This window comes from Parvibium lacunae (genome assembly GCF_003335215.1).
Lineage (GTDB): Bacteria > Pseudomonadota > Gammaproteobacteria > Burkholderiales > Burkholderiaceae_D > Parvibium > Parvibium lacunae.
Map to the genome: position 1 here is coordinate 54,868 of NZ_QPGB01000001.1, position 23,802 is coordinate 78,669.

General features: G+C 53.4%; 23 protein-coding genes and 2 other RNA genes. 12 read left to right on the forward strand and 13 right to left on the reverse strand.

From position 1 onward, the window contains the following. Window position 1: 1 nt before the first annotated feature. The 4 genes from DU000_RS00260 to DU000_RS00275 are packed head-to-tail and all read left to right on the forward strand — an operon-like array spanning window position 2 to window position 5,679. The gene (locus tag DU000_RS00260) at window positions 2–832 is read left to right on the forward strand and encodes an ATP F0F1 synthase synthase (protein ID WP_114401381.1); all 831 of its coding nucleotides are present in this window, start codon (window positions 2–4) and stop codon (window positions 830–832) included. Between the two features lie 8 nt (window positions 833–840). Further along, complete coding sequence (locus DU000_RS00265; protein WP_240001743.1) at window positions 841–3,996, forward strand: type I restriction endonuclease subunit R; 3,156 nt, start codon at window positions 841–843, stop codon at window positions 3,994–3,996. 8 nt (window positions 3,997–4,004) lie between these two features. Then, complete coding sequence (locus tag DU000_RS00270) at window positions 4,005–4,724, forward strand: M48 family metallopeptidase (RefSeq protein WP_240001744.1); 720 nt, start codon at window positions 4,005–4,007, stop codon at window positions 4,722–4,724. 1 nt (window position 4,725) lies between these two features. Beyond that, window positions 4,726–5,679 carry a COG2958 family protein gene (locus tag DU000_RS00275; RefSeq protein ID WP_114401382.1) on the forward strand — a complete coding sequence of 318 codons (954 nt, stop codon included), beginning with the start codon at window positions 4,726–4,728 and terminating at the stop codon, window positions 5,677–5,679. 209 nt (window positions 5,680–5,888) lie between these two features. Here DU000_RS00275 and ssrA (DU000_RS00280) read toward each other — a convergent pair. Further along, window positions 5,889–6,223, reverse strand: a transfer-messenger RNA (tmRNA) gene (ssrA, locus tag DU000_RS00280). Between the two features lie 101 nt (window positions 6,224–6,324). On the opposite strand from ssrA (DU000_RS00280), the gene DU000_RS00285 reads away from it, so the two are divergent. Further along, complete coding sequence (locus DU000_RS00285) at window positions 6,325–6,537, forward strand: hypothetical protein (protein WP_240001745.1); 213 nt, start codon at window positions 6,325–6,327, stop codon at window positions 6,535–6,537. A gap of 172 nt (window positions 6,538–6,709) precedes the next feature. Here the strand turns inward: DU000_RS00285 and DU000_RS00295 are convergent, their stop codons facing one another. The 7 genes from DU000_RS00295 to DU000_RS00325 form a co-directional block, all read right to left on the reverse strand. Beyond that, window positions 6,710–7,822 carry a nucleotidyl transferase AbiEii/AbiGii toxin family protein gene (locus DU000_RS00295; RefSeq protein ID WP_205073988.1) on the reverse strand — a complete coding sequence of 371 codons (1,113 nt, stop codon included), beginning with the start codon at window positions 7,820–7,822 and terminating at the stop codon, window positions 6,710–6,712. Next, window positions 7,815–8,435: a DUF6088 family protein gene (locus DU000_RS00300; protein ID WP_114401383.1), complete on the reverse strand. Its 621-nt coding sequence runs from the start codon at window positions 8,433–8,435 to the stop codon at window positions 7,815–7,817. Before DU000_RS00300 ends, DU000_RS00295 begins: the two co-directional genes overlap by 8 nt. A gap of 192 nt (window positions 8,436–8,627) precedes the next feature. Continuing rightward, window positions 8,628–8,990, reverse strand: a transfer-messenger RNA (tmRNA) gene (gene ssrA, locus DU000_RS00305). A gap of 33 nt (window positions 8,991–9,023) precedes the next feature. Continuing rightward, window positions 9,024–9,728, reverse strand: a complete 705-nt coding sequence (gene gph, locus DU000_RS00310) for a phosphoglycolate phosphatase (protein ID WP_114401384.1) — start codon at window positions 9,726–9,728, stop codon at window positions 9,024–9,026. Between the two features lie 13 nt (window positions 9,729–9,741). Next, complete coding sequence (ubiG, locus tag DU000_RS00315; protein ID WP_114401385.1) at window positions 9,742–10,461, reverse strand: bifunctional 2-polyprenyl-6-hydroxyphenol methylase/3-demethylubiquinol 3-O-methyltransferase UbiG; 720 nt, start codon at window positions 10,459–10,461, stop codon at window positions 9,742–9,744. 104 nt (window positions 10,462–10,565) lie between these two features. Continuing rightward, window positions 10,566–11,228: an outer membrane protein OmpA gene (gene ompA / locus DU000_RS00320; RefSeq protein ID WP_114401386.1), complete on the reverse strand. Its 663-nt coding sequence runs from the start codon at window positions 11,226–11,228 to the stop codon at window positions 10,566–10,568. Between the two features lie 162 nt (window positions 11,229–11,390). Then, window positions 11,391–12,758, reverse strand: a complete 1,368-nt coding sequence (locus DU000_RS00325) for a TRZ/ATZ family hydrolase (protein ID WP_205073989.1) — start codon at window positions 12,756–12,758, stop codon at window positions 11,391–11,393. Between the two features lie 32 nt (window positions 12,759–12,790). Here DU000_RS00325 and DU000_RS00330 point away from each other — a divergent pair, with 32 nt between their 5' ends. Together DU000_RS00330 and trhP are read left to right on the forward strand one after the other, a co-directional pair. Further along, window positions 12,791–13,486 carry a retropepsin-like aspartic protease family protein gene (locus DU000_RS00330; protein ID WP_114401387.1) on the forward strand — a complete coding sequence of 232 codons (696 nt, stop codon included), beginning with the start codon at window positions 12,791–12,793 and terminating at the stop codon, window positions 13,484–13,486. 70 nt (window positions 13,487–13,556) lie between these two features. Then, on the forward strand, window positions 13,557–14,924 hold the full coding sequence (trhP, locus tag DU000_RS00335; RefSeq protein WP_192878406.1) for a prephenate-dependent tRNA uridine(34) hydroxylase TrhP: 1,368 nt from the start codon (window positions 13,557–13,559) through the stop codon (window positions 14,922–14,924). Window positions 14,925–14,954: 30 nt separating this feature from the next. On the opposite strand, the gene folE2 is transcribed toward trhP, so the two are convergent. Genes folE2 through DU000_RS00355 form a run of 4 tightly spaced genes read right to left on the reverse strand, consistent with a single transcriptional unit; the run spans window position 14,955 to window position 18,924 of the window. Beyond that, complete coding sequence (gene folE2 / locus DU000_RS00340; RefSeq protein ID WP_240001783.1) at window positions 14,955–15,764, reverse strand: GTP cyclohydrolase FolE2; 810 nt, start codon at window positions 15,762–15,764, stop codon at window positions 14,955–14,957. Window positions 15,765–15,797: 33 nt separating this feature from the next. Continuing rightward, window positions 15,798–17,726 (reverse strand): 1-deoxy-D-xylulose-5-phosphate synthase, encoded by a 1,929-nt coding sequence (gene dxs / locus DU000_RS00345; RefSeq protein WP_114401388.1) that lies wholly within the window; start codon window positions 17,724–17,726, stop codon window positions 15,798–15,800. 14 nt (window positions 17,727–17,740) lie between these two features. Further along, window positions 17,741–18,667 carry a polyprenyl synthetase family protein gene (locus tag DU000_RS00350; protein ID WP_114401389.1) on the reverse strand — a complete coding sequence of 309 codons (927 nt, stop codon included), beginning with the start codon at window positions 18,665–18,667 and terminating at the stop codon, window positions 17,741–17,743. Then, window positions 18,664–18,924, reverse strand: coding sequence for an exodeoxyribonuclease VII small subunit (locus DU000_RS00355; protein ID WP_114401390.1), 261 nt, complete (start codon window positions 18,922–18,924; stop codon window positions 18,664–18,666). Before DU000_RS00355 ends, DU000_RS00350 begins: the two co-directional genes overlap by 4 nt. Window positions 18,925–19,134: 210 nt before the next feature. On the opposite strand from DU000_RS00355, the gene DU000_RS00360 reads away from it, so the two are divergent. From DU000_RS00360 to DU000_RS00380, 5 genes are read left to right on the forward strand one after another with little or no spacing between them, the layout of a single operon-like run. Further along, window positions 19,135–20,250 (forward strand): aromatic ring-hydroxylating oxygenase subunit alpha, encoded by a 1,116-nt coding sequence (locus tag DU000_RS00360; RefSeq protein WP_114401391.1) that lies wholly within the window; start codon window positions 19,135–19,137, stop codon window positions 20,248–20,250. A gap of 8 nt (window positions 20,251–20,258) precedes the next feature. Beyond that, window positions 20,259–20,903, forward strand: coding sequence for a hypothetical protein (locus tag DU000_RS00365; RefSeq protein ID WP_114401392.1), 645 nt, complete (start codon window positions 20,259–20,261; stop codon window positions 20,901–20,903). Continuing rightward, on the forward strand, window positions 20,890–21,219 hold the full coding sequence (locus DU000_RS00370) for a hypothetical protein (protein ID WP_114401393.1): 330 nt from the start codon (window positions 20,890–20,892) through the stop codon (window positions 21,217–21,219). The genes DU000_RS00365 and DU000_RS00370 overlap by 14 nt, the downstream gene beginning before the upstream one ends. 4 nt (window positions 21,220–21,223) lie before the next feature. Next, window positions 21,224–22,129 carry a DMT family transporter gene (locus DU000_RS00375; protein WP_114401394.1) on the forward strand — a complete coding sequence of 302 codons (906 nt, stop codon included), beginning with the start codon at window positions 21,224–21,226 and terminating at the stop codon, window positions 22,127–22,129. 11 nt (window positions 22,130–22,140) lie between these two features. Then, window positions 22,141–22,992, forward strand: coding sequence for a sulfurtransferase (locus DU000_RS00380; RefSeq protein WP_114401395.1), 852 nt, complete (start codon window positions 22,141–22,143; stop codon window positions 22,990–22,992). Here DU000_RS00380 and DU000_RS00385 read toward each other — a convergent pair. Further along, window positions 22,989–23,789 carry a ZIP family metal transporter gene (locus DU000_RS00385; protein ID WP_114401396.1) on the reverse strand — a complete coding sequence of 267 codons (801 nt, stop codon included), beginning with the start codon at window positions 23,787–23,789 and terminating at the stop codon, window positions 22,989–22,991. The two genes, DU000_RS00380 and DU000_RS00385, sit on opposite strands and share 4 nt — an antisense overlap. Between the last annotated feature and the right edge of the window lie 13 nt (window positions 23,790–23,802).

Genomic DNA, 23,802 nt, shown 5'->3' on the forward strand with positions numbered 1-23,802 from the left:
CATGGATCACGTCTTTGCGAGGGTTAAAAATCTGCGTAAAAAGCCATTTTTTAAGCTCATCTCAGACCACACGCTGTATGAAGGTGTGAGCGTAAGTGTAGATTCTTGCGTTGCCTATAGCCCAGATCACAATTTGGATGAAGACTCTTGGTTCAAGATTGAGGGCTTTAAAGGTTATGATTTTTGCTTGGATATTCTCAAAAAGGACTTTGATACTAAAGATTATGACGATCTGAAAAAAGAGAGGTTCTCGGAAATCGCATATCTGCTTGCCATCCAAGGTGGTAACTTCTATTTCCAGAAAGTTTCACCGTCGCTATTTATTATGCGGAAATCTATCATTTTTGGTGAAGTGGCAAAAATTGAGAACCCCGAAAATCGCCTGGTCGTCAAGCCGTTGCCCGACGCAATTTACCTAAAAGACTCCGACACCCTAGTATTTCGCGACCTTGCGGGAATAGCTAGCATCTTCAAGGGGATAGACGTACTTTTCAAGGAGGCTACAAAGGAAGAGGTCACCAAATTCTTGTCAGAGTCATTTATAAAATTGGAAAATTACGGCGTTGATGATGTTTCCAAGCCAAACCGTAAGCGTATTGGTTTGGCAATGACGACGTTAAGCACCATGTCACAGGAGGATAGGAATTCATTGATTCCATATATCAGTGACTATTGTGAGAACACGCTGACTTACGATGCGGTCACTGGAAAATTCACCATCTGCAAAGATGATGACTTGAAGCAGCTTGTTTACGGTATCGAGCAGCGCTTTTACACCACACTCATCAGTAAAGAAAAGCGGCTAGCCAACTCGGTGCAGACTGTTGTTTAGGTAACAGCATGGATTCTGATCTCATGAAATCGCCCATAACCCGCTCTGAGCGCAAGACGCAGAACCGTGTTGCCGCTCTGTTTACTGATGAAAGTCGCCCTGACTGCCTTGGATTTGATCACCTGGGTGAGTGGAGTAAACGCGACAATAACCGCTGCATCGAAGCAGATTTTTTGCGCGGCAACCTCAAGAAGCGTGGTTATTCCGATGCGCACATTTCTGCTGCGCTGCAAAAGCTCCTGACCGCCGCCGACTCCACCGGCATCACCCTGTATCAAGCCAATCTGCGAACCTACCAGCTGCTGCGCTATGGTGTACCTGTACAGATTGCAACCGGGCAGGCGCATGAGACCGTACACCTAATCGACTGGGAAACCCCTGGCAAAAACGACTTTGGCTTGGCCGAAGAGGTCACCTTGCGCGGCGGCTACGAGCGGCGGCCCGATCTGGTCGTTTACATCAATGGCATCGCGGTCGCCGTCATTGAGTTGAAACGCAGTTCGGTGGAGGTGGCCGACGGTGTTCGTCAGCTCATCACCAACCAGGAAGAGATTTTCAACAAAGGATTTTTCAGCACGGTGCAGTTGGTGCTGGCGGGAAGCGACTCGCAGGGTTTGCGCTACGGCACCACGGGCACCCCTGAAAAATTTTTCGTCGAGTGGAAGGAGCGCAAGGATAAAGGCGCCGCCACATCAGAGCAGCATTCAGCAACAATGGCAGAAGGTGCGCTTCTGGACATTCCACTGGCGCAGATGTTTGACAAGGTGCGCCTGCTGGATCTGATCCGCAACTTCATCATCTTCGATGGCGGGCAAAAGAAGGTGCCTCGCGTCCATCAATACCACGGCGTGAAAGCGGCCCAGGAGCGGGTGAGGCAGCAGGAAGGCGGTGTGATCTGGCACACCCAAGGCAGCGGCAAGAGCATTCTGATGGTGCTGATTGCCAAGTGGCTGCTGGAATTTGACCCGCACGCCCGCGTTCTGGTCATCACCGACCGTGATGAGTTGGACAAGCAGATCGTGGGTGTGATGCGTAATGCAGGCGTGATTGGCGAGGATGCGGCATCGCCGCGCATCACCTCTCGCGCGGAACTGGTTGAAAAGCTAGGGGCAGCCACGCCACGCTTGATGTGTGCGCTGATCCACAAGTTTGATACGACCGACCTGAAGGGCGAGCCTCCGAGGGTGGTGGGCCGTGTTTACGTCTTCGTCGATGAATGTCACCGCACGCAAGGCGGCGACATGAACAAGCAGATGAAGCGATGGCTGGAGAACGCCATCTTCATCGGTTTCACCGGCACGCCTCTGCTGCGCAAAGACAAGCAGACCACCCGCGAGGTTTTCGGCACCTACATCCACACCTACAAGTTCGATGAAGCGGTGGCCGACAAGGTTGTGCTTGACCTGAAGTACGAAGCGCGCGATGTGCCTCAGCGCCTGACGTCAAAGAAAGCTATCGATGCGTGGTTTGATCAGAAAACCAAGGGGCTGAACAACTTTCAGCGTTCGGTTCTGCGTAAGCGCTGGGCGACGATGGAAGAGCTGATGAGTGCCGGTGAGCGCAAGCAGCGCATCATCGCCGACATCATCCACGACTTCGGAGTCCAGCCGCGTCTGAACAATGACCGGGGCACGGCCATTCTGGTGGCAGCCTCCATCTACGACGCCTGCCACTACTTCCGGTTGTTCCAGAACACGTCGTTTGGCAAGTACTGCGGAATCATTACGTCCTACGAGCCCAACCACAACGCGATTTCGCGCGAGCCCAAGGACAGCGACGAGCGCTACAAGTTTGACACCTACACCCAGCACGTCCTGCAGAAAGATCAGACCACCAAGGACTACGAGGACAAGACCAAGCAGCGCTTCATCGATGAGCCTGCCAATCTGAAGCTGCTAATCGTGGTGAGCAAACTGCTGACCGGTTTCGATGCGCCTTCCTGCACCTACATCTACCTCGACAACGAGCTGCGCGATCACAACCTGTTCCAAGCTATCTGCCGCACAAATCGGCTTGACGGCGACGACAAGGACTATGGCCACATCGTCGACTACAAAGAGCTGTTCGAGAAGGTTCAGGATTCCATCGCCGTTTACACCTCGGACGAGCTGGACATCGACGAAGGTGGCGATGACGGCAACATCACCGTGAAGAACTGGCTGAAGGAAGGTAAGGCGCAGCTCGATGCTGCCTGGGAAGCACTGCGCTACTTGTGTGAGCCGGTGGCCATGCCCCGCGAGATGGAGCAGTACCTCCACTACTTCTGCGGTGATGCCAACGATCCAGAAGCGTTGCTGAACACCGAGCCGCTGCGCATCTCGTTCTACAAGTCGGCAGCCGCATTCCTGCGAGCCTATGCAGCAATTGCCCAGAACCTCGAAGAAGCAGGATATTCAGCAGCTGACATTGCTGCGCTCGAAAAAGAGATCGAGTTCTACAGCGACACCCGGACGGCGATCAAGAAGCATTCAGGTGAAGAGTTGGACATTAAGCCTTATGAGGCGGATATGCGCCACCTCATCAACACCTACATCCAAGCAGACCCGGCTGAAAATTTGGGCAATCTGAGCTCGCTCTCGCTGACCGAGTTGATCATCGAAACCGGCATTCATGATGCCATTGCCAAGAAGCTCAACCAGAAGGGCAAGCTGTCGAGGAATGCGATTGCAGAAGGCATCATCAACAACGTCCGCAAGACGATCATTCGGGATCAACTGACTGATCCGAAGTTTTACGAGGAGATCTCCAAGCTCCTCGAAGACCTGATCAAGCAAAAGCGCGATGACACCGCTGCCTACGAGAAATTTCTCCAGAAGGCCGAAGAGTTGGTGAAAAAGATGGCTCATAAGTGCAATGGCGAAGGGTTGCCCGCAGAGCTAGGCGCAAAACCCCAATTGGCGGCACTCTACCGAAACCTGGAGAGTATTTTGGCAAATGCTGCACCACCAAACACGCTCCAGGAGGAAGCTGCTGACTACACTAACGGGCGCCTGCAATTGACATTAAAAATTGATCAGGCAATGAGAGAGCAGGCACCAGCAAATTGGAAAGGCGATGAAATTAAAGAGAAGCAGATACTCAATGCCTTATTCCCGATCATGTCGAGGGATCGGGTGGCGACGCAGGCCATTTTTGAAATCATCAAGAACCAATCGGCTTATTGAGTAACTGGATGATGAACGAGACAATCCAACTGGGCGAGATTTCAATAGCGGTGACCAGGAAGGACATCAGGAATGTCCACCTTACCGTTCATCCGCCTGATGGACGTGTAACCCTCGCGGCCCCAACCAACACTCGCCTTGAAGTGGCGCGTGCCTACGCGATCTCCAAGTTGGTCTGGATTCGTGACCAGCAGAGAAAACTGGAATGTCAGGCGCGGGAAACACCACGCCAGTTCATTGAACGCGAGAGCCACCACGTTTGGGGGCGTCGCTACCTGATGACGGTGGACTACCAGGATGTGAAGCCTTCAGTCGTCCTCAGCAACAAGCGGATCACCCTGATCGTTCGTCCTGGCTGCAGCGCAGACAAGCGCGCGGAGGTGATGCATGAGTGGCACAAGTCGTTGCTGCACGAGGTTGTACCGCCACTAATCCAAAAGTGGGAGCAAAAGCTCAAGGTGAGTGTCTCAGGCTACTTCCTGCAACGGATGAAAACCAAGTGGGGTAGTTGCAATCACGCAGAGGGAAACATCCGCCTCAATACGGAGTTGGTGAAAAAGCCTAAGGATTTGCTGGAGTACGTCATCGTGCATGAAATGGCTCATTTGATCGAGCCCACGCACAGTGATCGCTTCATCGCCATCCTTGAAGAGCATTACCCCAGCTGGCGAGAGGCACGCGATGAGTTAAATGAATTGCCGCTTGCGGCAGAGGTTTGGAGGAAGTGATATGGCATTAAATCTGGCAAAGCTCGTCATCGGCTATTTGAAAGATCGGCCTGAGCAGAAATTAACTGCACGGCAGATTGCCGAGTGGGTGTTCGCCACTTACCCAGAGGAATGCCAGGAAAAGCGGGCCAATAGCCGCGGCGATTACATCAAGTCTGATGCGGATCTGGTGCAGCAGCTCGTTGCAGAAATCAGCTCGCAGCGTCCGCGTATACAAACTAAGCATCCAGAACTCAAAACGACTGAAGGACGGCCGCGCAAGTATTATTACTCGGAGCGCTCGGACAGCGCCGAAGTGGCGGCGGCCGAAAGCGAGAGCACGTCAACGGCTGCGGATGCAAGTGCTTTGAAGATTGATGAACATGCGCTCTATCCGCTGCTATCCCAATACCTGTGGGAGGCGGAGGATTTTGGGGTTTTCTCCAAGCGCATCGATGAGAAGCGCTCGTCCAACAAACGCGGGCCGAACGGCAACCGCTGGCTGTACCCGGACGTGGTCGGCATGAAGGATTTGGGCAAGGAGTGGCATCGCGAAGTGCGCAACTGCGTGACTGAATATTTCGACAAACGCACCAAGCTGTGGTCATTCGAGGTAAAGCGGCTGATCAACCGTTCGAACGTACGCGAGTGCTTTTTTCAGGCTGTATCGAACTCGTCGTGGGCCAATTTTGGCTATCTGGTCGCGGCGGAAATCGGCGGCACTGATACGCTGAAGGAACTGCGGATGCTGTTTGCCGCCCACGGCATCGGCTTCATCAAACTGGACGTGGAAAACCCTGCTGATAGCCAGGTTCTGATTCCTGCCCGAGAGCGTGACGAAATCGATTGGGATATGGTCAATCGTCTGGCCACAGAGAACCGGGATTTTCTGGAATACGTGAAGTTGGTGAAACAGTTTTACCAAACTGGTGAGGCGCGGCTGGCAGATTGGGACGTTCCCGATCTGGACGATTGATCTCATGCTCTAGGTAGCCAATGAGGCTCTGACGTTTGGTAGAGTGCTCAGCTCCAGTAATCACCGGCAAGCGGTTTTTTGTGGCCGCTCAGCACCGAGTTGCCATTGCTACAGAAGCTTCCAAGCACAATCGGCCTCTTCTAAACCTGCATCAGGACTAGGGGAGAAGGCAAAAAAACCAACCGTATAAGGGTTGGTTTTTTATGTATTGGTGGAGCCGGGGGGAGTCGAACCCCCGTCCGTCAGTCCTCTACAAACAGTTCTACATACTTAGCCGCTCTACTTGAATCTCATGTGTGGCTTAGCCGAGAGGCAGGCCGACCACACACCAGTCACCTTAAGTTTAGAACCTGACTAAGTAACCCAGCCGTGTTCGAGTCTCTGTGTATGACGCTGCTGTGGGTTGCCCCACCTGACCCAGAGACCAATCAGTGCAGTTCCCGCGCAGTCGCAACCCAGTCCTGCAGATTTTTTCGCGTCACCGTACATTGAGGTCTACAGACGCCCAGAGCCGCGCCATGAGCAGCGGGAGTGAGTCGGCTGCGCGCTGAAAATCAACCCGCGTTTGCAGGTGACCAGGGGCCTCCAGCTGTCCACTGTTCTGAAAACACCGAGTTGTCATGGGCGGCCTTGATGACAGGCAGCATGAAGGCACGCAGTGCTGCAATGATATCGCCCAAGGCCAGCGCTTCCAGGCGGTTCTTGCTCCGGAAGGCCAACCTGACCACGCTGGCACCCGACATCGTGGCGGCCATCCTGTACGATGCATTGCCGAATCACATTACGCTGTTCGAGCAGGCGGTCGATCCTCCGGCGCTGTGGGATGAGCAGCGATCTCGACTTACAGTTCGCGACTGAATTGTCGGTGATAGTGGGTGTTTGATGCTACGGCTGCAGGTCAGTTATCAGCTATTCCACCCGCTCGTGCGTGCTCGGCGCATACATCGGGAACTGTCGGTGTGCTTGTCGAAATATCCCGACCAGCAAGCACGCCTTGAAGAGCCAGAAGTGCGACTCTTTGGCGAGCGTGCTACCGGATATGATTGCCTGGATGTGCGTTGTAATGGGCGGATATTCCGCTGTTCCCCACCGAGCGCTTTCCGGGGCTATTTCGTGCAAGATCATTGCACCGAGGGCAATCCCTATTGATCGCTGTTTCCAGCGCACGCAGGTGATCGACGATGGCATCGAAGCCGGGAGGCTCGCCGATGAACATGCCGGCAGCGATCATTCGCTGAAAGTCATCGCGCAACGCGGCTAGTGCGGTGTCTTCCGGAATCAGTTTGAGCTGCCCGGCCAGGCATGCGTCGTAGTTGGCGTAGCTCGCGTTGTAGAAGATCTTCTTGTGTTTGACCACGTCTGCGAGCAGAGTGCGATCGACCACAGCGGCTTGCCCATGTTCAATGTCGGCCAACATCGCCAAGTCGTACCAATGGCGAGACAGACGTTCGGCGCCTGTGCGGAACTCTTCGCGCTGACATTCGACGTGCATCAACGTCGCCTTCTCCCAGAAGGTACGTGCTGGGGACAGCACACTGACCGTCGGCTGCGGGAATTCGAGTTCAGCGACATGTTCCGCAATGTCAGGCCGCACCACATGCTCCTCATTCGGCTCGGTGATGTTGCGGCCACCGAACTCGATCAGGACGCTGTTACCGACGTAGTCTCCGGATTTCTCCAGCACGGTCGGGTAGTGCACCCGCAACTGCTCGCCGTCATCGCTGATTTCAAGACGGAATGCATCGGCGCTGAACTCGGTGGCCAGCATCTTCTGGAAGTGTGGTACCACTACACCGTGAGCATGGTCGCGTACGAAGGACTTGAGATCTTCGCTGAACTTCTTCAGCCGATTGCGCGAGACCCCTTCGGCAAATGGGTCGAAGGTTCCGTCCAGTCCTCGATAGTCGAGGGTGATGTCTACGTCCTCGGAGAAGCGTGCGATGGCTCCGAAAACTTTGGATAGTGAGGTGCCGCCCTTGAAGGCCATCGGAAGTCGATCGGGCATGGTGAACAGGGTCTGTAGCACCCAGCAGACCCATACATCTTTTTCCAGTACAACAGGTGAGCGTGCAAGTTGCGGAGCAAGCGCCCGGTAAATTTGGGACTGCTCTTCTCGTTTGAGATGCAGGAAGGACTCAGGCATGAGCTGCCATCCGCTCGTTTCGGAAGATGGCGTCGCTCATCCACGCAGGCATCGAGCTGGTGGCTGACTTCAGCACCTCGAACTCGCTCGATCCCAGCTTGCGCCGAATCTTCTCGACGAGAGCTGGAGTCACTTCCTTTTTGCCGAGGTACCACATTGCCGCAAGCGCGAGCCCCGCAGGTCGGCCGGCTAGGGCCAGCTTGCGCTGACAGACGTGCTGCAGTCTGATTTCCATCTTGCCCACGCGGATGCGCTTTGACGGGCCCGATGTCACGAATACAGATTGGGTTGGAACCTGAGTGGTCAGTTCGAGCCGACGCGCAGCTTCGGCACCGTGAATCTGGACAACCGCCCCAGTGGCCTTGGCAACGGTCTCGGCCACCTTCAGCGGTTCAGGCATTACCTTGCCGACGAAACGGCTGACCTCAGGACGCACAAAGACGCCGCGCGTCACTCGCTCGACCGACCCTGCCTTGACGAGGCGCGACAGAGTCTGATCGACGGACGCACGCGTCCCGCACTCAAGGAATGCCGTCGGGGTGAAAGGCTCCCCAATCGGCATCGCCTCGATGCGCTCGCGAATCAGCTCGGCGGTCTTGATCGTCGTGTTCATGTACGAAAATATATGCGAGTTTCTGACAAACTGCAAGTGCGACAGCTCGCTGGAGTGAGCGTGTGTCCCGGAACGGCCAATTCGGGCGGCTGGCGCAGTCCGCAGGCGTTCGCAGTAACCCGCACCAGTAAGCGGGAGCCGCCGCGATCGGGCAAGAAAAAACCCCAACCGATAACGGTTGGGGTTTGTTATTGGTGGAGCCGGCGGGAATCGAACCCGCGTCCGTCAATCCTCTACAAATAGTTCTACATACTTAGCTGGTTTATTTGAATCTTATTGTGTGCTTAGCCAATCAGCAGGCCGACACACAACCAGTTGCCTTAGATTTAGCTCACCCTTAAGCAACCCAAGGGGGAGCGAGCCTCTGTGAATGACGCTGCTGTGAGTTACCCCACCTGACCCAGAGGCCAATCAGTGCAGCGTCCAGCCGGGATTAGGCGGCTAGAGCGAAACGTTCGTCGTTTGCGTTTACTTTTTTCCCATTGATTTACGAGGTGACGGGTCCTCGGTATGCCCTACTTGCTTTGCAATTCACGTCGAAACCAGGTCGGCCCCAATGCGTTGTTATTGTAATGGATGTCGGCTGCTTTAGCGACCTTTTTGCGGTAGGTTCAAGATTGTCAGCAGGTCGTGTGGGTGATGAATCAGCCAGTCAGCTTGCCAAGTGCTGGGGTCGCTTTCGCCGCAATAGCCATAGGCGGCCGCCGCTGTTTTCATGCCGGCAGCTTGCCCCGCTGTGATATCGCGGGCGTCATCGCCCACATACAGGCAGGTGGCTGGGGGCACTTCCAGTAGCGTGGCGGCATGGAGTAAAGGGGCAGGGTGGGGTTTGGCGTGGGCCGTGGTGTCGCCACTCACCACACAACGTGTGCGCGGGAATAGCTGTAGTGCTTCAACCAGCGGGTTAGTGAAGCGGGTGTGTTTATTGGTCACGATACCCCATGCCAGCCCATGCGCTTCGAGTTGATCAAGCAGCCACGGCATGCCATCAAATAAATGTGAATGAACACAGAGCCGAGCTGCATAGCGGCTTAAGAAATCGGTTTGGTAGTCGGGGTAAGCGGGGTTATCGGGCGTGATTTGTAACGCGCGCCCCAGCATGCCACGTGCGCCTTGCGACACGTAGGGCCGTAGTTCAGCCAAGGACAGTGGGGCGAGATTACGCGCTTCGCGCATGGCGTTAGCGGCGGCGGCCAAGTCACCCGCGGTATCGGCGAGGGTGCCATCCAGATCAAACAAAACCGCGCGCCATGCGATAGAGGTTGGAGGCAAAACAGATGCCGGGTCTAACATGAGGCTTCTTTCATTAAGCGGGTTTGTGGCAAGCAACCATGTAATTGACGCTGGTGTCTGGCCCCAGGGTGAAACGATCCTGCAATGGGTGGTAGTGCATGCCGATAATCTCTGCGGTGTCTAATCCGCAAGCGCGTGTTACGGCAATGAGTTCGGCAGGGCGAATAAATTTGCGGTAGTCGTGCGTGCCAATCGGTAGCATCCGTAGCAGATACTCAGCGCCTAATATGGCGAAGAGATAGGCTTTCAACCCCCGGTTAAGCGTTGAAAAAAAGACCCAGCCCCCCGGCTTCACCAACGCTGCGCACGCACCAATAATTGCCCCTGGGTCGGGCACATGTTCGAGCATTTCCATACAGGTGACGACGTCAAAGCTCCCCGCTTGTTGTGCAGCGAGAGCTTCGACCGCTGTGCATTCATAGCGCGTTGCTGCGCCAGTTTCTAGGGCATGCAGCCGCGCGACTTGCAATGACTTTTCAGCTAAATCAATCCCCAATACGTCGGCGCCGCGCTGGCTCATACTTTCACTCAAAATCCCGCCACCACAGCCTACATCTAAAACGCGCTTGCCAGTGAGGCTGGCATGCTGGTCGATCCAATCAAGCCGAACGGGATTGAGGAGATGCAGGGGTTTGAATTCGCTAGTGGGGTCCCACCATTTGCTGGCGAGCGCCGAAAATTTTTGTAGTTCCGCTTCATCGGCATTGCGGGTGGGCGCAGAAGTCGTAGACATGGCGAGTAGAAAAAGAGTCGAGATTTTGGATTGTAAAGGTTAGCCTAGCGATAAAAATAAAAAAGCCCTGCGGCTGCAGGGCTTTTAATCGTCAGGAGCGAGATTTACTTGCGATCACGTGTTCCAACCAGTTCGATTTCAACGCGGCGGTTTTTAGCACGGCCTTCGCTGGTTTTGTTGTCAGCAGCAGGTTTGGTTTCGCCTTTGCCTTCTGTGTAAACACGGTTTGCATCGACCCCTTTGCTGACCAGATAAGCCTTGACGGCTTCTGCACGGCGCATAGAGAGTTTGTTGTTGTACTCATCTTTACCGACAGAATCAGTGTGGCCAGTGGCAATTACAACTTCCAGGTTCACTTCTTTAGATTTAGCAACAACGTCATCCAGTTGCTTTTTGGCTTCTGGCTTGAGCACTGCTTTGTCAAAATCAAAATAAGCTTCAGCGGCAACAGAGATTTTCTCTTTGGTGGCTGCTGGTGGGGCAGCTACAGCTGGGCGTGCAGCAGGCGCGGCGGGAGCTGCGGCGGCAGGCGCAGCAGGCGCAGCTGGGCGTGCAGCAGCAGGAGCGGCAGCAGCGGGTTTCAGCGCGCCATCACAATCTTTGCCGGCGGTAGCGGGAGTCCAGAAGGCATCGCGCCAGCACAGACCACCAACACCATTGACCCACTGTAGACCATTGGGGTTAACCCAGTTGTCATTGTTTTGTGCGAAGGAAGCTGTCGAAACAACTGCCAAGCCTGCCAGTAATACTTTCACTAATTTACTCATGTTCTCTTCCTATCAGTTAGCAAGTTCAGTCGGCCCAGCGCTTAGCTTATTAGCAAAAAGCCCGCACTTGGTTGCGTGAAACAACACTCTTTTTATAGAGTTGCACTGCAAAATATGCCGCAAGCCCTTGGATTCTAACACGCTGAAATGGTTCAGCAAGTGTTAAAAACTGTCGCCTAGTGATTGTCTGTTGCCTCCTTGTGCTTGTTTCACGGCAATTTGCCATGTTTCAAGGCTAGCAAGGCATTGCTGGCGGGCCGTGAGGGCGCTGTTGAGGGTGATTTGTTGTTGATTGACAACGTGCTGGCCTGCAACCCAAACATCGCTGACTTGTTCGCGCCCGCACACATAGACCAAGTGACTGGGGATGTCGTAGCAGGGTTGGCTCTGGAGTTGGCCTAGATCAATGCATAGGCAATCCGCTGCTTTACCCCCAGCCAAGCTCCCAATTTGCTCATCGAGGCCCAATGCCCGTGCAGCGCCAAGGGTTGCGGCTTCTAGCACGCTAGCGGCTGATCCTGCCGTCGGGTCACCGCTCACCCCTTTTGCCAAGAGCGCGGCAAGGCGCAGCTCTGCCCATAAATCGAGTCGGTTATTGCTGGCAGCGCCGTCTGTGCCTAATCCAAAATTTATCCCTGTGGCTTGCCATGCGGCCAGGGCGGGTAAGCCGCTGGCGAGTTTCAGGTTAGAGCTTGGGCAGTGCGCGAGATGCGCGCCCGCTGTGGCGAGTTGGGCCAGTTCGGCTGAGGTGAAATGAACACCATGCACGGCAATCAACCGAGGACTCAGCAAGCCTAGTCGGGCCAATCGTTCGAGCGGGCGGCAGCCATACTGCTGCATACTGGTGGTTAATTCAGCTTCGGTTTCGTGCAGGTGGGTGTGAATGGGTAAATCCAAGGTTTCTGCCAGGGTGCCCAGGCGCTGGTAAACCGCATCAGAGACGGTGTACGGCGCATGCGGGGCCAGGCTGAAGTGGACCGTGGCCGTCTCTTGCCAGCGCTCATGAATTGCCAAACCTTGGGCGAGATACTCGTCTGCCTGCTTGGCGTAGCGGGTGGGCAGATCAATCACTGTGATGCCCGCAACGATTCGCATACCGTAGGCTTGTGCGGCCCTAATCGTCGCTTCGGGAAAGAAATACATGTCGTTGAAGCAGGTAATGCCACCCAGTAGCATTTCATGGCATGCCAAGACACTGCCATCGAATACAAACGGGTCACTGACCAAGGCCGCTTCGGTCGGCCAGATACAGTCACCAAGCCAGCGCTGCAACGGCAAGTCATCTCCTAGCCCGCGCAGTAATGTCATGGCGGCATGACAATGAAAATTGATCAAACCCGGCATGAGTACATGGTGAGGCCGCACAATGAAATGCGCATCTGGGTAGGCTGCCCGGGCTTGTGCCTGCGGCATCAGTGCGCGAATCCGTCCCGCTTCTATCACTAAGCTATGGTCAGTCAACACGCTGTCGGCACGAGGGCTGATTGGTAACAGCCATTTCGCTTCAATGACTTGAATTTCTGGCATCATAAATTTTTGGCCCCGTTATCTATTGCAAAAGTATGCCGCACTTTTTTCGACTTGCCCCGCATTTTGTTGTTACTCACTTTGCGCGCCGAGGCATTTACGGCGCTTGCTTACTGCTAATTTTATTTTTCTTGCCGCGTATCGTTTGGTCGCAGGATGTGGTCGTGATGGGGATTTTTCCCAACAAAGTGGTGTTGTCGGTTGACCATGGGCTGCCGAAAACCCTGGCTGTTGGGGAGCCACTGTGGCAAGGCATGCGCTTGTTACGCACCGAGGGTGATGAGGCGTGGTTGGAAATTGGCGGGCAAGTGCAGCGGTTGAGTCTGGGCAGTTATCGTGCCAAGGGAGCAGCGGCAGGGCAACGCACGACGGTCACACTCAAAGCGGATGCGCGCGGCCATTTCATGACTGTGGGGAAAGCCAATGGTGGCAGTCTTCAGTTTATGGTTGATACGGGCGCATCAGTTGTCGCCATCAGCTTGGTGGAAGCGCGGCGTTTGGGGATCAATTACCTCAATGGCCGACGTGCTGCTGTGCAGACGGCAAATGGGCCAACCTTGGCTTATTACGTTAAGCTAGATTCGCTCGCCATCGGCCCACTGGAGCTGAATCAAGTCGATGCCGTGATTCTGGAAAATCTGGGTGGTGTCGCCTTATTGGGAATGAGCTTTCTCAATCGAATGGAGATGCAACGTACCGGCGATACGCTGGTTTTAACCAAACGATATTAGGGACTGATCTAGCGCAATACCCTATCGGTATGTTGGCGACATACTGCAGTCTGTTTTAAGGATTGCAACGATGTCACTCATTACCAAAAAAACTGAACTCCTTCTTCCCGCTGGCTCCCTTGAAAAAATGCGTGCTGCCTATGCCTTTGGGGCGGATGCCGTTTACGCTGGCCAGCCGCGCTATAGCTTGCGTGCTCGCAATAACGAGTTCCGTTTGCCGCAGATTGAAGAGGGTATTCAAGAAGCACGCGCACAAGGTAAAAAATTCTACGTGACTAGTAACTTGCTGCCCCATAACGGCAAGGTCAAAACTTACTTGCGCGACATGGAACCCATTATTGCCATGCAGCCAGACGGTTTGATTATGGCCGACCCCGGCTTGATTATGCTGGTACGGGAAAAGTGGCCTGAAGTACCTGTTCACCTCTCGGTGCAAGCCAATACCATGAACTATGCCAGTGTGAAGTTTTGGCAAAGCGTGGGCGTCAAACGCATTATCCTCTCGCGGGAATTAAGCTTGGATGAAATTGAAGAAATCCGCCAGCAGTGCCCCGAGATGGAGCTGGAAGTCTTTGTGCATGGGGCGTTATGTATTGCCTATTCAGGACGTTGCTTGCTATCCGGCTACTTTAATCGGCGCGATGCCAACCAGGGTACGTGTACCAATGCGTGCCGCTGGAACTATCAAACGCACAACGCCACTGAGGATGACAGCGGTGATGTGAAGCTGATTCAGCCGCTCCAAGATTTTGATTTTTCCAAAGAAGATACCGAGCAAGCGCAAGCATTTGCCGCATGCGGCGGGAGTGCGCGCCATCCCGCAGCCGATCAAGTGTATTTGATCGAAGAAGCGACCCGCCCAGGTGAGCTGATGCCGATTATGGAAGACGAGCATGGCACCTACATCATGAACTCCAGAGACCTACGGGCCTTGGAGCATGTGGAGCGTTTGGTCAAAATGGGGATTGATTCGCTCAAAATTGAAGGTCGTACCAAATCGCTGTACTACGTGGCGCGTACTGCGCAAACTTACCGCGCCGCGATAGATGATGCACTCGCGGGCCGTCCTTTCAACCCGACACTGCTGGCGGATTTAGAAGGTTTGGCCAATCGGGGTTATACCGATGGGTTCTATCAGCGCCACCACGCCGAGGAATACCAAAATTATTTACGTGGACATTCCGAAGCGAAACGTAGCCAATATGTGGGTGAGGTAATTGGTTTGGAACAAGGATGGGCCACGGTGGCGGTGAAAAACCACTTTGAAGTCGGTGATCAGGTTGAAATCATTCACCCTAGTGGCAACCAGATTGTGCCATTGGTGCAAATGCAAGACTTGCAAGGTCAGGGCATTACGGTGGCGGCGGGCAGCCCAGCGCAGGTGCGAATTCCCTTAGGAGAGCAATATCGGGGGGCGTTGCTGGCAAGGTTGTTATGATCTGAGCAGTTTTGGTGTTATTTGCCCAGATTAACCTTCAATCAATGCATACGCACTGTGGTTGTGAATCGATTCGAAGTTCTCCGCTTCCACCACAAATTTGCTGATGCGGGAATCTGCCTTGAGGCGACCAGCGACGTCACGCACCAAGTCCTCGACAAATTTAGGATTGTCGTAAGCACGCTCAGTCACCCATTTTTCATCGGGGCGCTTCAGTAAACCGAACAACTCGCAGGAGGCTTCATCTTCCACAAGGCGGACGAGTTCTTCAATGCTCAGATTGGTATTGGCCAAGTGTGCAGTCACAGTGACATGTGAGCGCTGATTGTGCGCACCGTAATCAGAAATTTTCTTGGAGCATGGGCAGAGGCTGGTGACGGGCACGAGTACACGCAGCGCCAATTCAACGTTGCCTTGGGTGACGGTGCCAAGCAGGCTGACTTCGTAGTCTAGCAAGCTGGACACGCCGGAGACTGGGGCGATTTTTTTGATGAAGTAAGGAAAGGTAGCTTCTACATGCCCACTGTGCGCTTCCAAACGCACTAGCATGACCTGCAAAAGTTCGGCAAACTCATTGACATCCAGGGGTGCGCTGCGTTCTTCGAGCAGTGCCAAAAAGCGCGACATGTGGGTGCCTTTTTGGGTGTCAGGCAAATGCACGTAGAGGTTCCAAATGGCGACAGTCGGCTGCACTTGGCCATTGGCGGTTCGAATTTGCAGCGGGTGGCGCACGCCTTTGACGCCGACGCGCTGAATCGCGAGATGCCGTTCATCGGCAAACCCCTGGACATCAGGCATATTGGTAGTCAGTGATTGGCGGGTGAGGTCAGGCGCATTCATCATGGGGTACCTATTATTTTCCAGCACAAGAAATTAAGCGACACGGCGGCTTGTGTCGCCTGTGTGGGCCGACTCTGCAGCGGCTGCAGCCGATTGCGTGGGGGGTTCAAATAAATTGGCGAAAGTGGTGGTAACTTGCCGGGTGATACCTGCGGCATCCAGGCCTAGCTCGCGGTAAAGCGCACCTTGTTCACCATGGTCAATAAATTGGTCTGGAATGCCCAAATGCAAGAGGGGGATAGACGGTGCCCCTATTTTTTGTAGGGCTTCTGCACAAGCGCTGCCTGCCCCACCCATGATGCAACCATCTTCGACGGTAACGATCGCGGCGTGGCTCATCGCTAATGTTTGAAGTAGGCTTTCATCAATTGGTTTTGCGAAACGCATATCGACGACGGTCGCATTGAGGGTCTCAGCCGCCGCTAATACTGCAGGCAGGAGGGTGCCAAACACGGCAAAGGCAATGGTCTTGCCTTGCCGCCGGACAATCCCTTTACCGAGTGCAACAGTCTCCAATTGCGCGGAGATGGCTTGCCCAAGACCGCTACCACGGGGGTAACGTACCGCGCTGGGGCCAGCATGTTGGTAGCACGTTGAGAGCAACAAGCGGCATTCATTCTCATCGCTGGGGGTAGCAACCACCATATTGGGAATGCAGCGCAAGAACGCAATGTCGTAGTTGCCGGCATGAGTGGCCCCATCGGCCCCGACCAAGCCGGCACGATCCAGCGCAAAGGTCACGTCCAGATTTTGCAATGCCACATCATGAATTAGCTGGTCGTAGGCCCGTTGCAAAAAGGTGGAATAGATGGCCACCACGGGTTTCATGCCTTCGCAGGCTAGGCCAGCGGCAAATGTCACCGCATGTTGTTCGGCGATGCCTACATCAAAGTAACGCTGCGGAAATTGTTTTTCAAACTCAACCAGCCCTGAGCCTTCGCGCATGGCGGGGGTAATCCCAACCAGCTTGTCATCCGCCGCGGCTTGATCACAGAGCCATTGGCCGAACACCTGGGTGTAAGTCTGTTTAGTGCTGGCCGCCTTTTTTAAGCCTTCGGCTGGGTTAAATTTACCCGGGCCGTGGTAGGCCACGGGGTCTGCTTCGGCCAGCTTGTAGCCTTGTCCTTTTTTGGTCACGACATGCAGAAACTGTACCCCGCCCAATTGTTTCAGGTTTTCCAAGGTCGGGATCAGGGAATCGAGATCATGGCCATCAATCGGGCCAATGTAGTTGAAACCAAACTCTTCAAATAAGGTCGCGGGTACCACCATGCCTTTGGCATGCTCTTCAAAGCGGCGCGCCACTTCCAATAACGGAGGGGCAACGCTCAGTAGAGTTTCGACCCCGCGCTTGGCCGCCGCATAAAATTTGCCTGACATCAGGCGTGCCAAATAGCGATTGAGCGCGCCGACAGGGGGCGAAATCGACATATCGTTATCATTCAAAACGACTAGCAGGTTCACATTCGGCGTGACACCAGCATTATTCATGGCTTCAAAGGCCATGCCCGCTGTCATGGCGCCATCGCCAATGACGGCGATATGTTGGCGCTGGATATTCTGGTTGCGCGAGGCCACCGCCATCCCCAGTGCGGCAGAGATCGAGGTTGAGGAATGCGCGGTGCCGAAGGCATCGTAGGGCGATTCGCTGCGCTTAGGAAAGCCTGAAATGCCACCTTGTTGACGTAAAGTAGCCATGGCTTCGCGCCGACCTGTCAGGATTTTGTGCGGATAGGTTTGGTGGCCCACATCCCAGACAATTCGATCATCCGGGGTGTTAAAGACGTAATGCAGCGCTACCGTGAGTTCAACTGTGCCCAAATTGGAGGAAAGATGACCGCCTGTTTGCGACACCGAGTCCAGCACATAAGCCCGCAATTCACTGGCCAACTGCGGCAGTTGCTTGCGTTCGAGGGCGCGGAGTTGGCTTGGATTATTGATTGTATTGAGTAAGTCGAACATAAATTTTTGGGCGGTCAGTGCGTGCGCTGGACAACATAATCGAGTAATTGTGCCAGCCTTTCAGTATTTGGCAAGTCTTGTGCCAATGTTTGCAGTGCGGTGCGCCCTTCTTCACGCAGCGCGCTAGCCAGTGTTTTGGCGGCGCTTAAGCCGAGTAAAGACACATAGGTGGGCTTCTCTTGCGCCGCGTCTTTACCGGCTGTTTTGCCTAACGTTGCGGTATCGGCTTCAACATCAAGAATGTCATCCACCACTTGAAAGGCCAGCCCTAAGGCGCTCGCATAAACATCAAGACTTGTTTGCTGGGCGGCGTTAAGGTCTGCACAAATAGCGCCTAAACGCACACTGGCACGCAATAAAGCGCCGGTTTTCAGGCAATGCATCGATTCCAGGGTAGCCCGCTCTAGTTGGCTGCCAACACTGCCGAGGTCGATCGCTTGTCCGCCACACATGCCGGCTGCACCACTGGCCTGGGCCAAGGTTTGCAGCAGCGTGACAACCTGCGCCGGGGGCAGCGGTGTCTGACTCAGCACATCAAAGGCGAGGGTTTGCAAGGCATCGCCCGCCAGTAATGCTAAGGCCTCGCCAAACCGGACATGAACCGTGGGTTTACCGCGGCGTAAGATGTCATTGTCCATGCATGGCAAATCATCATGCACTAGCGAGTAAGCATGAATCAGCTCAACTGCGACCGCGGCATGATCAAAGGCCTGTAGCGGCGCGGTCGCTGAAAGGGGGGCTACCGCGTAGACCAGCAAGGGCCGAATCCGCTTGCCACCATCGAGCACGGCATAATGCATGGCCGTGTGTAAGGTATCCAAACTCGCCTGGGGCGCCGCGTTGGTGCTCGGGGTCCGCGCAGGCAAATGCCGCAAGAGCATGCTTTCGACATGTTGCGCCTGGCTTTGCATCCATTCCTGTAACGACAAAGCCATGGTCATTCCTCTGTTGGTGCCTGCGCCTCAGGCCGCCACGTTTGCAGCGTACTCTCTTGCAATACTTGTATTTCTTGCTCGACTACCGTCAGTGCCTGTTGACAATATTGCAGCAAATAGGCCCCGCGTTTGTAGGCTGCCAAGGAGGCATCCAAACTGAGACTCCCTGATTCCATGCGCTGGGTAATTTCTTCGAGTTCCTGCATCGCAGCCTCAAAACTTGCTGGCGACGGTTGGCCTGCTGGCGTATGGGGTTTGCCCATGAGCGCATCCTTGCTGACATAAAAACCCGATTTTACGATAAATGCCTACTCTGCTGGGCTAACTGCTCGACGATTCCCGGCCTGATGCGCCATCTCATCTCTCAACCTGGGTGTAATCTGCAATTTCAGGGTAAAATTCCATCATAAGTCGCTAGCAAATCGGGTTTGCTGGCTTTTTTTGTCACTGAAAGGTAGGGACGGAGCACCATTATGTCGAATCTCGGAAATGTTCAGCAAGTGCGACAGCAGTTGCAGCGTGCCACATCGCAATTACCTGTTGATGTGTACTTTGATGAAGCACTGCTAGCCCGGGAGAAGACGCTCTTATTCGAACAAGGCCCCGCCTACGTGGGCCATGCCTTGATGGTGCCAGAAGTGGGCAGTTATCACACCTTGGCGGGTGAAGCCGAAGGCCGCGTTTTAGTGCGTAACCAATCGGGCATTGAGCTGTTATCCAATGTCTGCCGCCACCGCCAAGCAATTATGCTCAATGGCAAAGGCCAGACCAATAACATCGTCTGCCCCCTACATCGCTGGACGTATGATCTCGGGGGCCAATTACTCGGCGCCCCCCATTTTGACGATAACCCTTGCCTCAATCTTGGCAAAACCCCATTGCAAAACTGGAACGGCCTGCTATTTGAAGGCCCGCGGGATGTGCGCGCTGACCTGGCCAACATGGGCGTGGCGCAAGATTTTGATTTCAGCGGCTACATGCTGGATAGCGTTAAAGTCCATGAATGCAATTACAACTGGAAAACCTTCATCGAGGTGTATCTGGAGGACTACCATGTGGTGCCCTTCCACCCCGGCTTGGGTAAGTTTGTAGAGTGCGGCGAGCTGGACTGGCAGTTTAGTGAATGGTACTCGGTGCAAACCGTGGGCATTCATAATTTCCTGGAGCAAGCCGGGTCGCCGGTGTATCAGCGCTGGCATGATCAGGTCAAACAATTTGGTCGAGGCCAATTGCCTAAATATGGCGCGGTTTGGTTGACTTACTACCCCAATATCATGGTCGAGTGGTATCCGTGGACGCTCGTGATTTCCACGCTCTTACCCGATGGCCCGCAAAAAACCAAAAATATCGTCGAGTTTTATTACCCCGAAGAAATCGTCCTGTTTGAACGCGACTTCATTGCTGCCCAGCAAGCCGCCTACATGGAAACCTGTGTAGAGGACGATGAAATCGCCGAGCGCATGGACAAAGGCCGCAAAGCCTTGTTTGATCGTGGGCAAAATGAAGTCGGCCCGTATCAGTCACCGATGGAAGATGGGATGCAGCATTTTCATGAGTTTTATAGACGAGTGATGGACTTTACGCGGTAACCAAAGCCATGATTGATCGTACTCACTATGCACCTAAAACCAAATCTCAATTTCGTATTAGCGAGCATGTTATTGAGCTTCGTGATGTGGTTTGGCAAATTAAAAATTTAGCCGCTATAGCAATCACAAAAAAACTAATTCATAGCAAAGATCCTGAGCCAACGTTTAATCAAACTCAACCTAAGCTGCAAATAAACTGGCAGGCATTACTGGTACTTGTTTTCGCTATGGGATTCGGATTGACATACTTCAAGCTGCCTGATGGCGTCATTCTTTTCTTCATTTTAAGCTCAGCACTGACCTACTTTTTCTTCTCTCGTAAAAAATTAATCAAGTTAACTACACAGTGGGAGACTGACAAAAATGGCTATCTAGATGCTTGGCGTGCCTGGAAGCACAGAAAAGATAATCCACCTACTATATTCGGATTAATTCTTGAGACCGCTTCAGGTAGCCGCTCTATTATCTATTCATACAATGAAAACCAAATCCGAGAGGCGCATATTGCAATTAAAGCTGCTATGAAAAAAGCAACAAGAGGCGATATTTTTGTGTCAATAGATTCGGTTAATGTTGGAGGTGATCATTCGATTAATAATTTCGATTCAGAAATAATGAGTCAAGTTATAGGAGATGATGATGGCATCAATTAATAATTACAACTCTACAATTACAAATCAAGTTATTGGGACTCAAATTAATAACAATCAAAAACAATCAATAAATCTAGATGATCTCAAAGAAATACTTGAAAAGTTAAAAGTTCATATTCAAGAGTCAGATACTGTTAACAAGAAGAATGCATTGGTCTTGCAACAAGCTATCTATGATCTCAGTTATGAAATTAAACAAGCTCAACCCAATCATAGCAAGATAGAGCAATTGTTGGCTGTATTTGTAAATTTAGGTAGTTTGCCAACAATCTTGGAGAATGGTCTTAAAAAAATATTGTCATTGAGTGGCATCTAAATCTATGCAATCACTCTGGATGCTCGTCGCCGCTTTATTGTTTTCGTTAATGGCTGTTTTCATTAAACAGGCGAGCGAGTTCTATAACACCGGCGAAATTGTTTTTTATCGCTCTCTCTTCACCGTGATCTGCATGGCGTTTCTGTTGAAGGCGCGCCATATTTCATTCGCCACCCCCCATTGGAAAGAGCACACCATTCGTAGCCTGGTCGGCGCTGTCGCCTTCTCACTGTGGTTCTTCACGATTGCCCGGTTGCCTCTTGCCACGGCGATGACCCTTAATTACACCGCGCCCTTATTTGTCGCTTTATTTTTGGCCTTTGGCTGGTTTGGCCTACAAAAAACGCTTGCTGATAAATGGCTGTATCTCTCGCTTAGCCTTGGTTTTGCAGGTGTTGTTGTCCTCATGCAGCCTAGTGTGGCAGCAGGCCAGTGGTGGCTTGATGTGTTGTGTCTTATCTCTGCCGTGTTAGCCGCTACCGCTCTCTCACATGTGCGCATACTCGGCAAACTGGGCGAGCCAGGAAGTCGAATTATTTTTTATTTTTCACTCGCGGGGATAGTAGTGGGCGCGCTGCTCGCGCTGGTCTCCACGGGCTTTCATACCCATACGCTGCATGGCGGTTTATATTTGTTTGGTGTGGGGGCGACTGCTACCGTTGCGCAAATGGCGATTACCCGTGCCTACAGCAAAGGGCATCCCTTACTCACTGCATGCTTACAATTCAGTGGCGTCATTTTTTCCACGGGTTTCGGCGTATGGCTGTGGGGCGATCACATCACCGTCAATATGCTATTGGGCATGAGCATGATCGTCGTTGCAGGCATGCTCGCCACCTGGCTTACCGCACGTGCAGAGCGTCTCAACTCCCAAGCTGTGGAACGAAGTCTGCTAATACGGAATGAATAAAGGAAACCAATATGTATTCGACACTGATTCAAGCCAGCACACTACAAAATTTATTGGCGGACTCTACGCAACATGTCATCTTGGTCGATTGCCGACACGATCTCGCCAACCCTAGCGCGGGGCAGGCTGCTTATGCTGAAGCCCATCTTCCTGGGGCGCGATTCGCCCATCTCGATACCGATTTATCGGCAGCCAAGAATGGCAAAAATGGGCGTCATCCTCTACCCACTCGCGCAGTCTTTGCCGAAACATTGGGCCGCTGGGGGATTGATAACGACACACAAGTCATCGCTTACGATGCGCAAGGCGGCATGTTTGCGGCCCGCCTGTGGTGGATGCTTCGCTGGTGCGGCCATCGCGCCGTGGCCGTGCTCGATGGTGGCTTACCCGCTTGGCAAGCGATCAACGGTGTGCTGACGAGTGAACTGTCAAGCATTACCGCGACTACCTTTATGCTGCAGCCTGAGCTGGTGGAATTGGTGGTCGTCGAACAAGTAGAAGCCAACTTAACGGCACCCCAACCTCGTTTGATTGTGGATGCCCGCAGCCCCGATCGCTTTCGCGGTGAAAACGAAACGCTGGATCCCGTGGGAGGACACATTCCTGGTGCCGCTAATCGTTTCTTTAAAGATAATCTACAAACAGACGGCACCTTTAAGCCCGCTGAAGTGTTGCGGACTGAATGGCAAGCCGTATTAGAAAGCCGCGCGCCCGCGCAAACCATTATGCAGTGCGGTTCAGGGGCAACCGCTTGCCATAATTATTTGGCGATGGAAGTGGCGGGCTTAGGGGGTGCCGGCTTATATGCTGGGTCGTGGAGTGAGTGGTGCAGTGATGCCAGCCGACCCATATCACGCGATTAATGCGCGTGTTCTCCCACTTTGCCTAAGAGAAGAATCATCATAATACCGACACTGATTAGCAAAACCTGATTGAAACTCTGACGCCAGCTGAGTTGTTGCTGTAGCTGGGGAATCAGATCGGCGACGGCGATATATAAAAAGCTGCTGGCTGCCAAAATCAGGGTGTAGGGCATCCATTGTTCACTGCTACCAATCAGCCAATAGCCCAGTAACCCGCCCAAAATCGAGGCTAGGCTCGCCAGACCGTTATAGAGGAAGGCGCGCCGCCGGGTGAAGCCTGCATTGAGCAACACCATAAAATCACCAACTTCTTGCGGGATTTCATGCATTACCACCGACAGCGTGACTGCCCAACCGAGATGGGGGTCAGCCAAAAACGAGGCCGCAATCAAGAGTCCATCTGAAAAGTTGTGAATACTGTCGCCCACCAAAATACTCACGCCAGAGCGCCCTGCATTTGCTTTGTCATGCCCGTGGTGATGAGCATGACCATCGCCTTCGAAATGATGATCATGTCGCAGCAGGGCAAGTTTTTCTAACAAGAAGAAGGACAACAGGCCAGCAAGTAAAACAGCAAATAACGTATGCTCTGCTTGGCCTTGCTCGCTGCCAAGATGAAAAGCTTCGGGCAGTAAGTGCAGTAGGCTGAGAGCCAATAACAGCCCAGTTGAGAGGCTTACCATCGGCTGTACCATGCGACTGAGTAGCTTAAAACTGAGCCAAGCCGCAGCGAGCATAGAGACTAAGCCACCTAAGACGGTGGCGGCCAAAATTGAAATGAGTGTTGTATCTATCATGTGCCGATTGTAC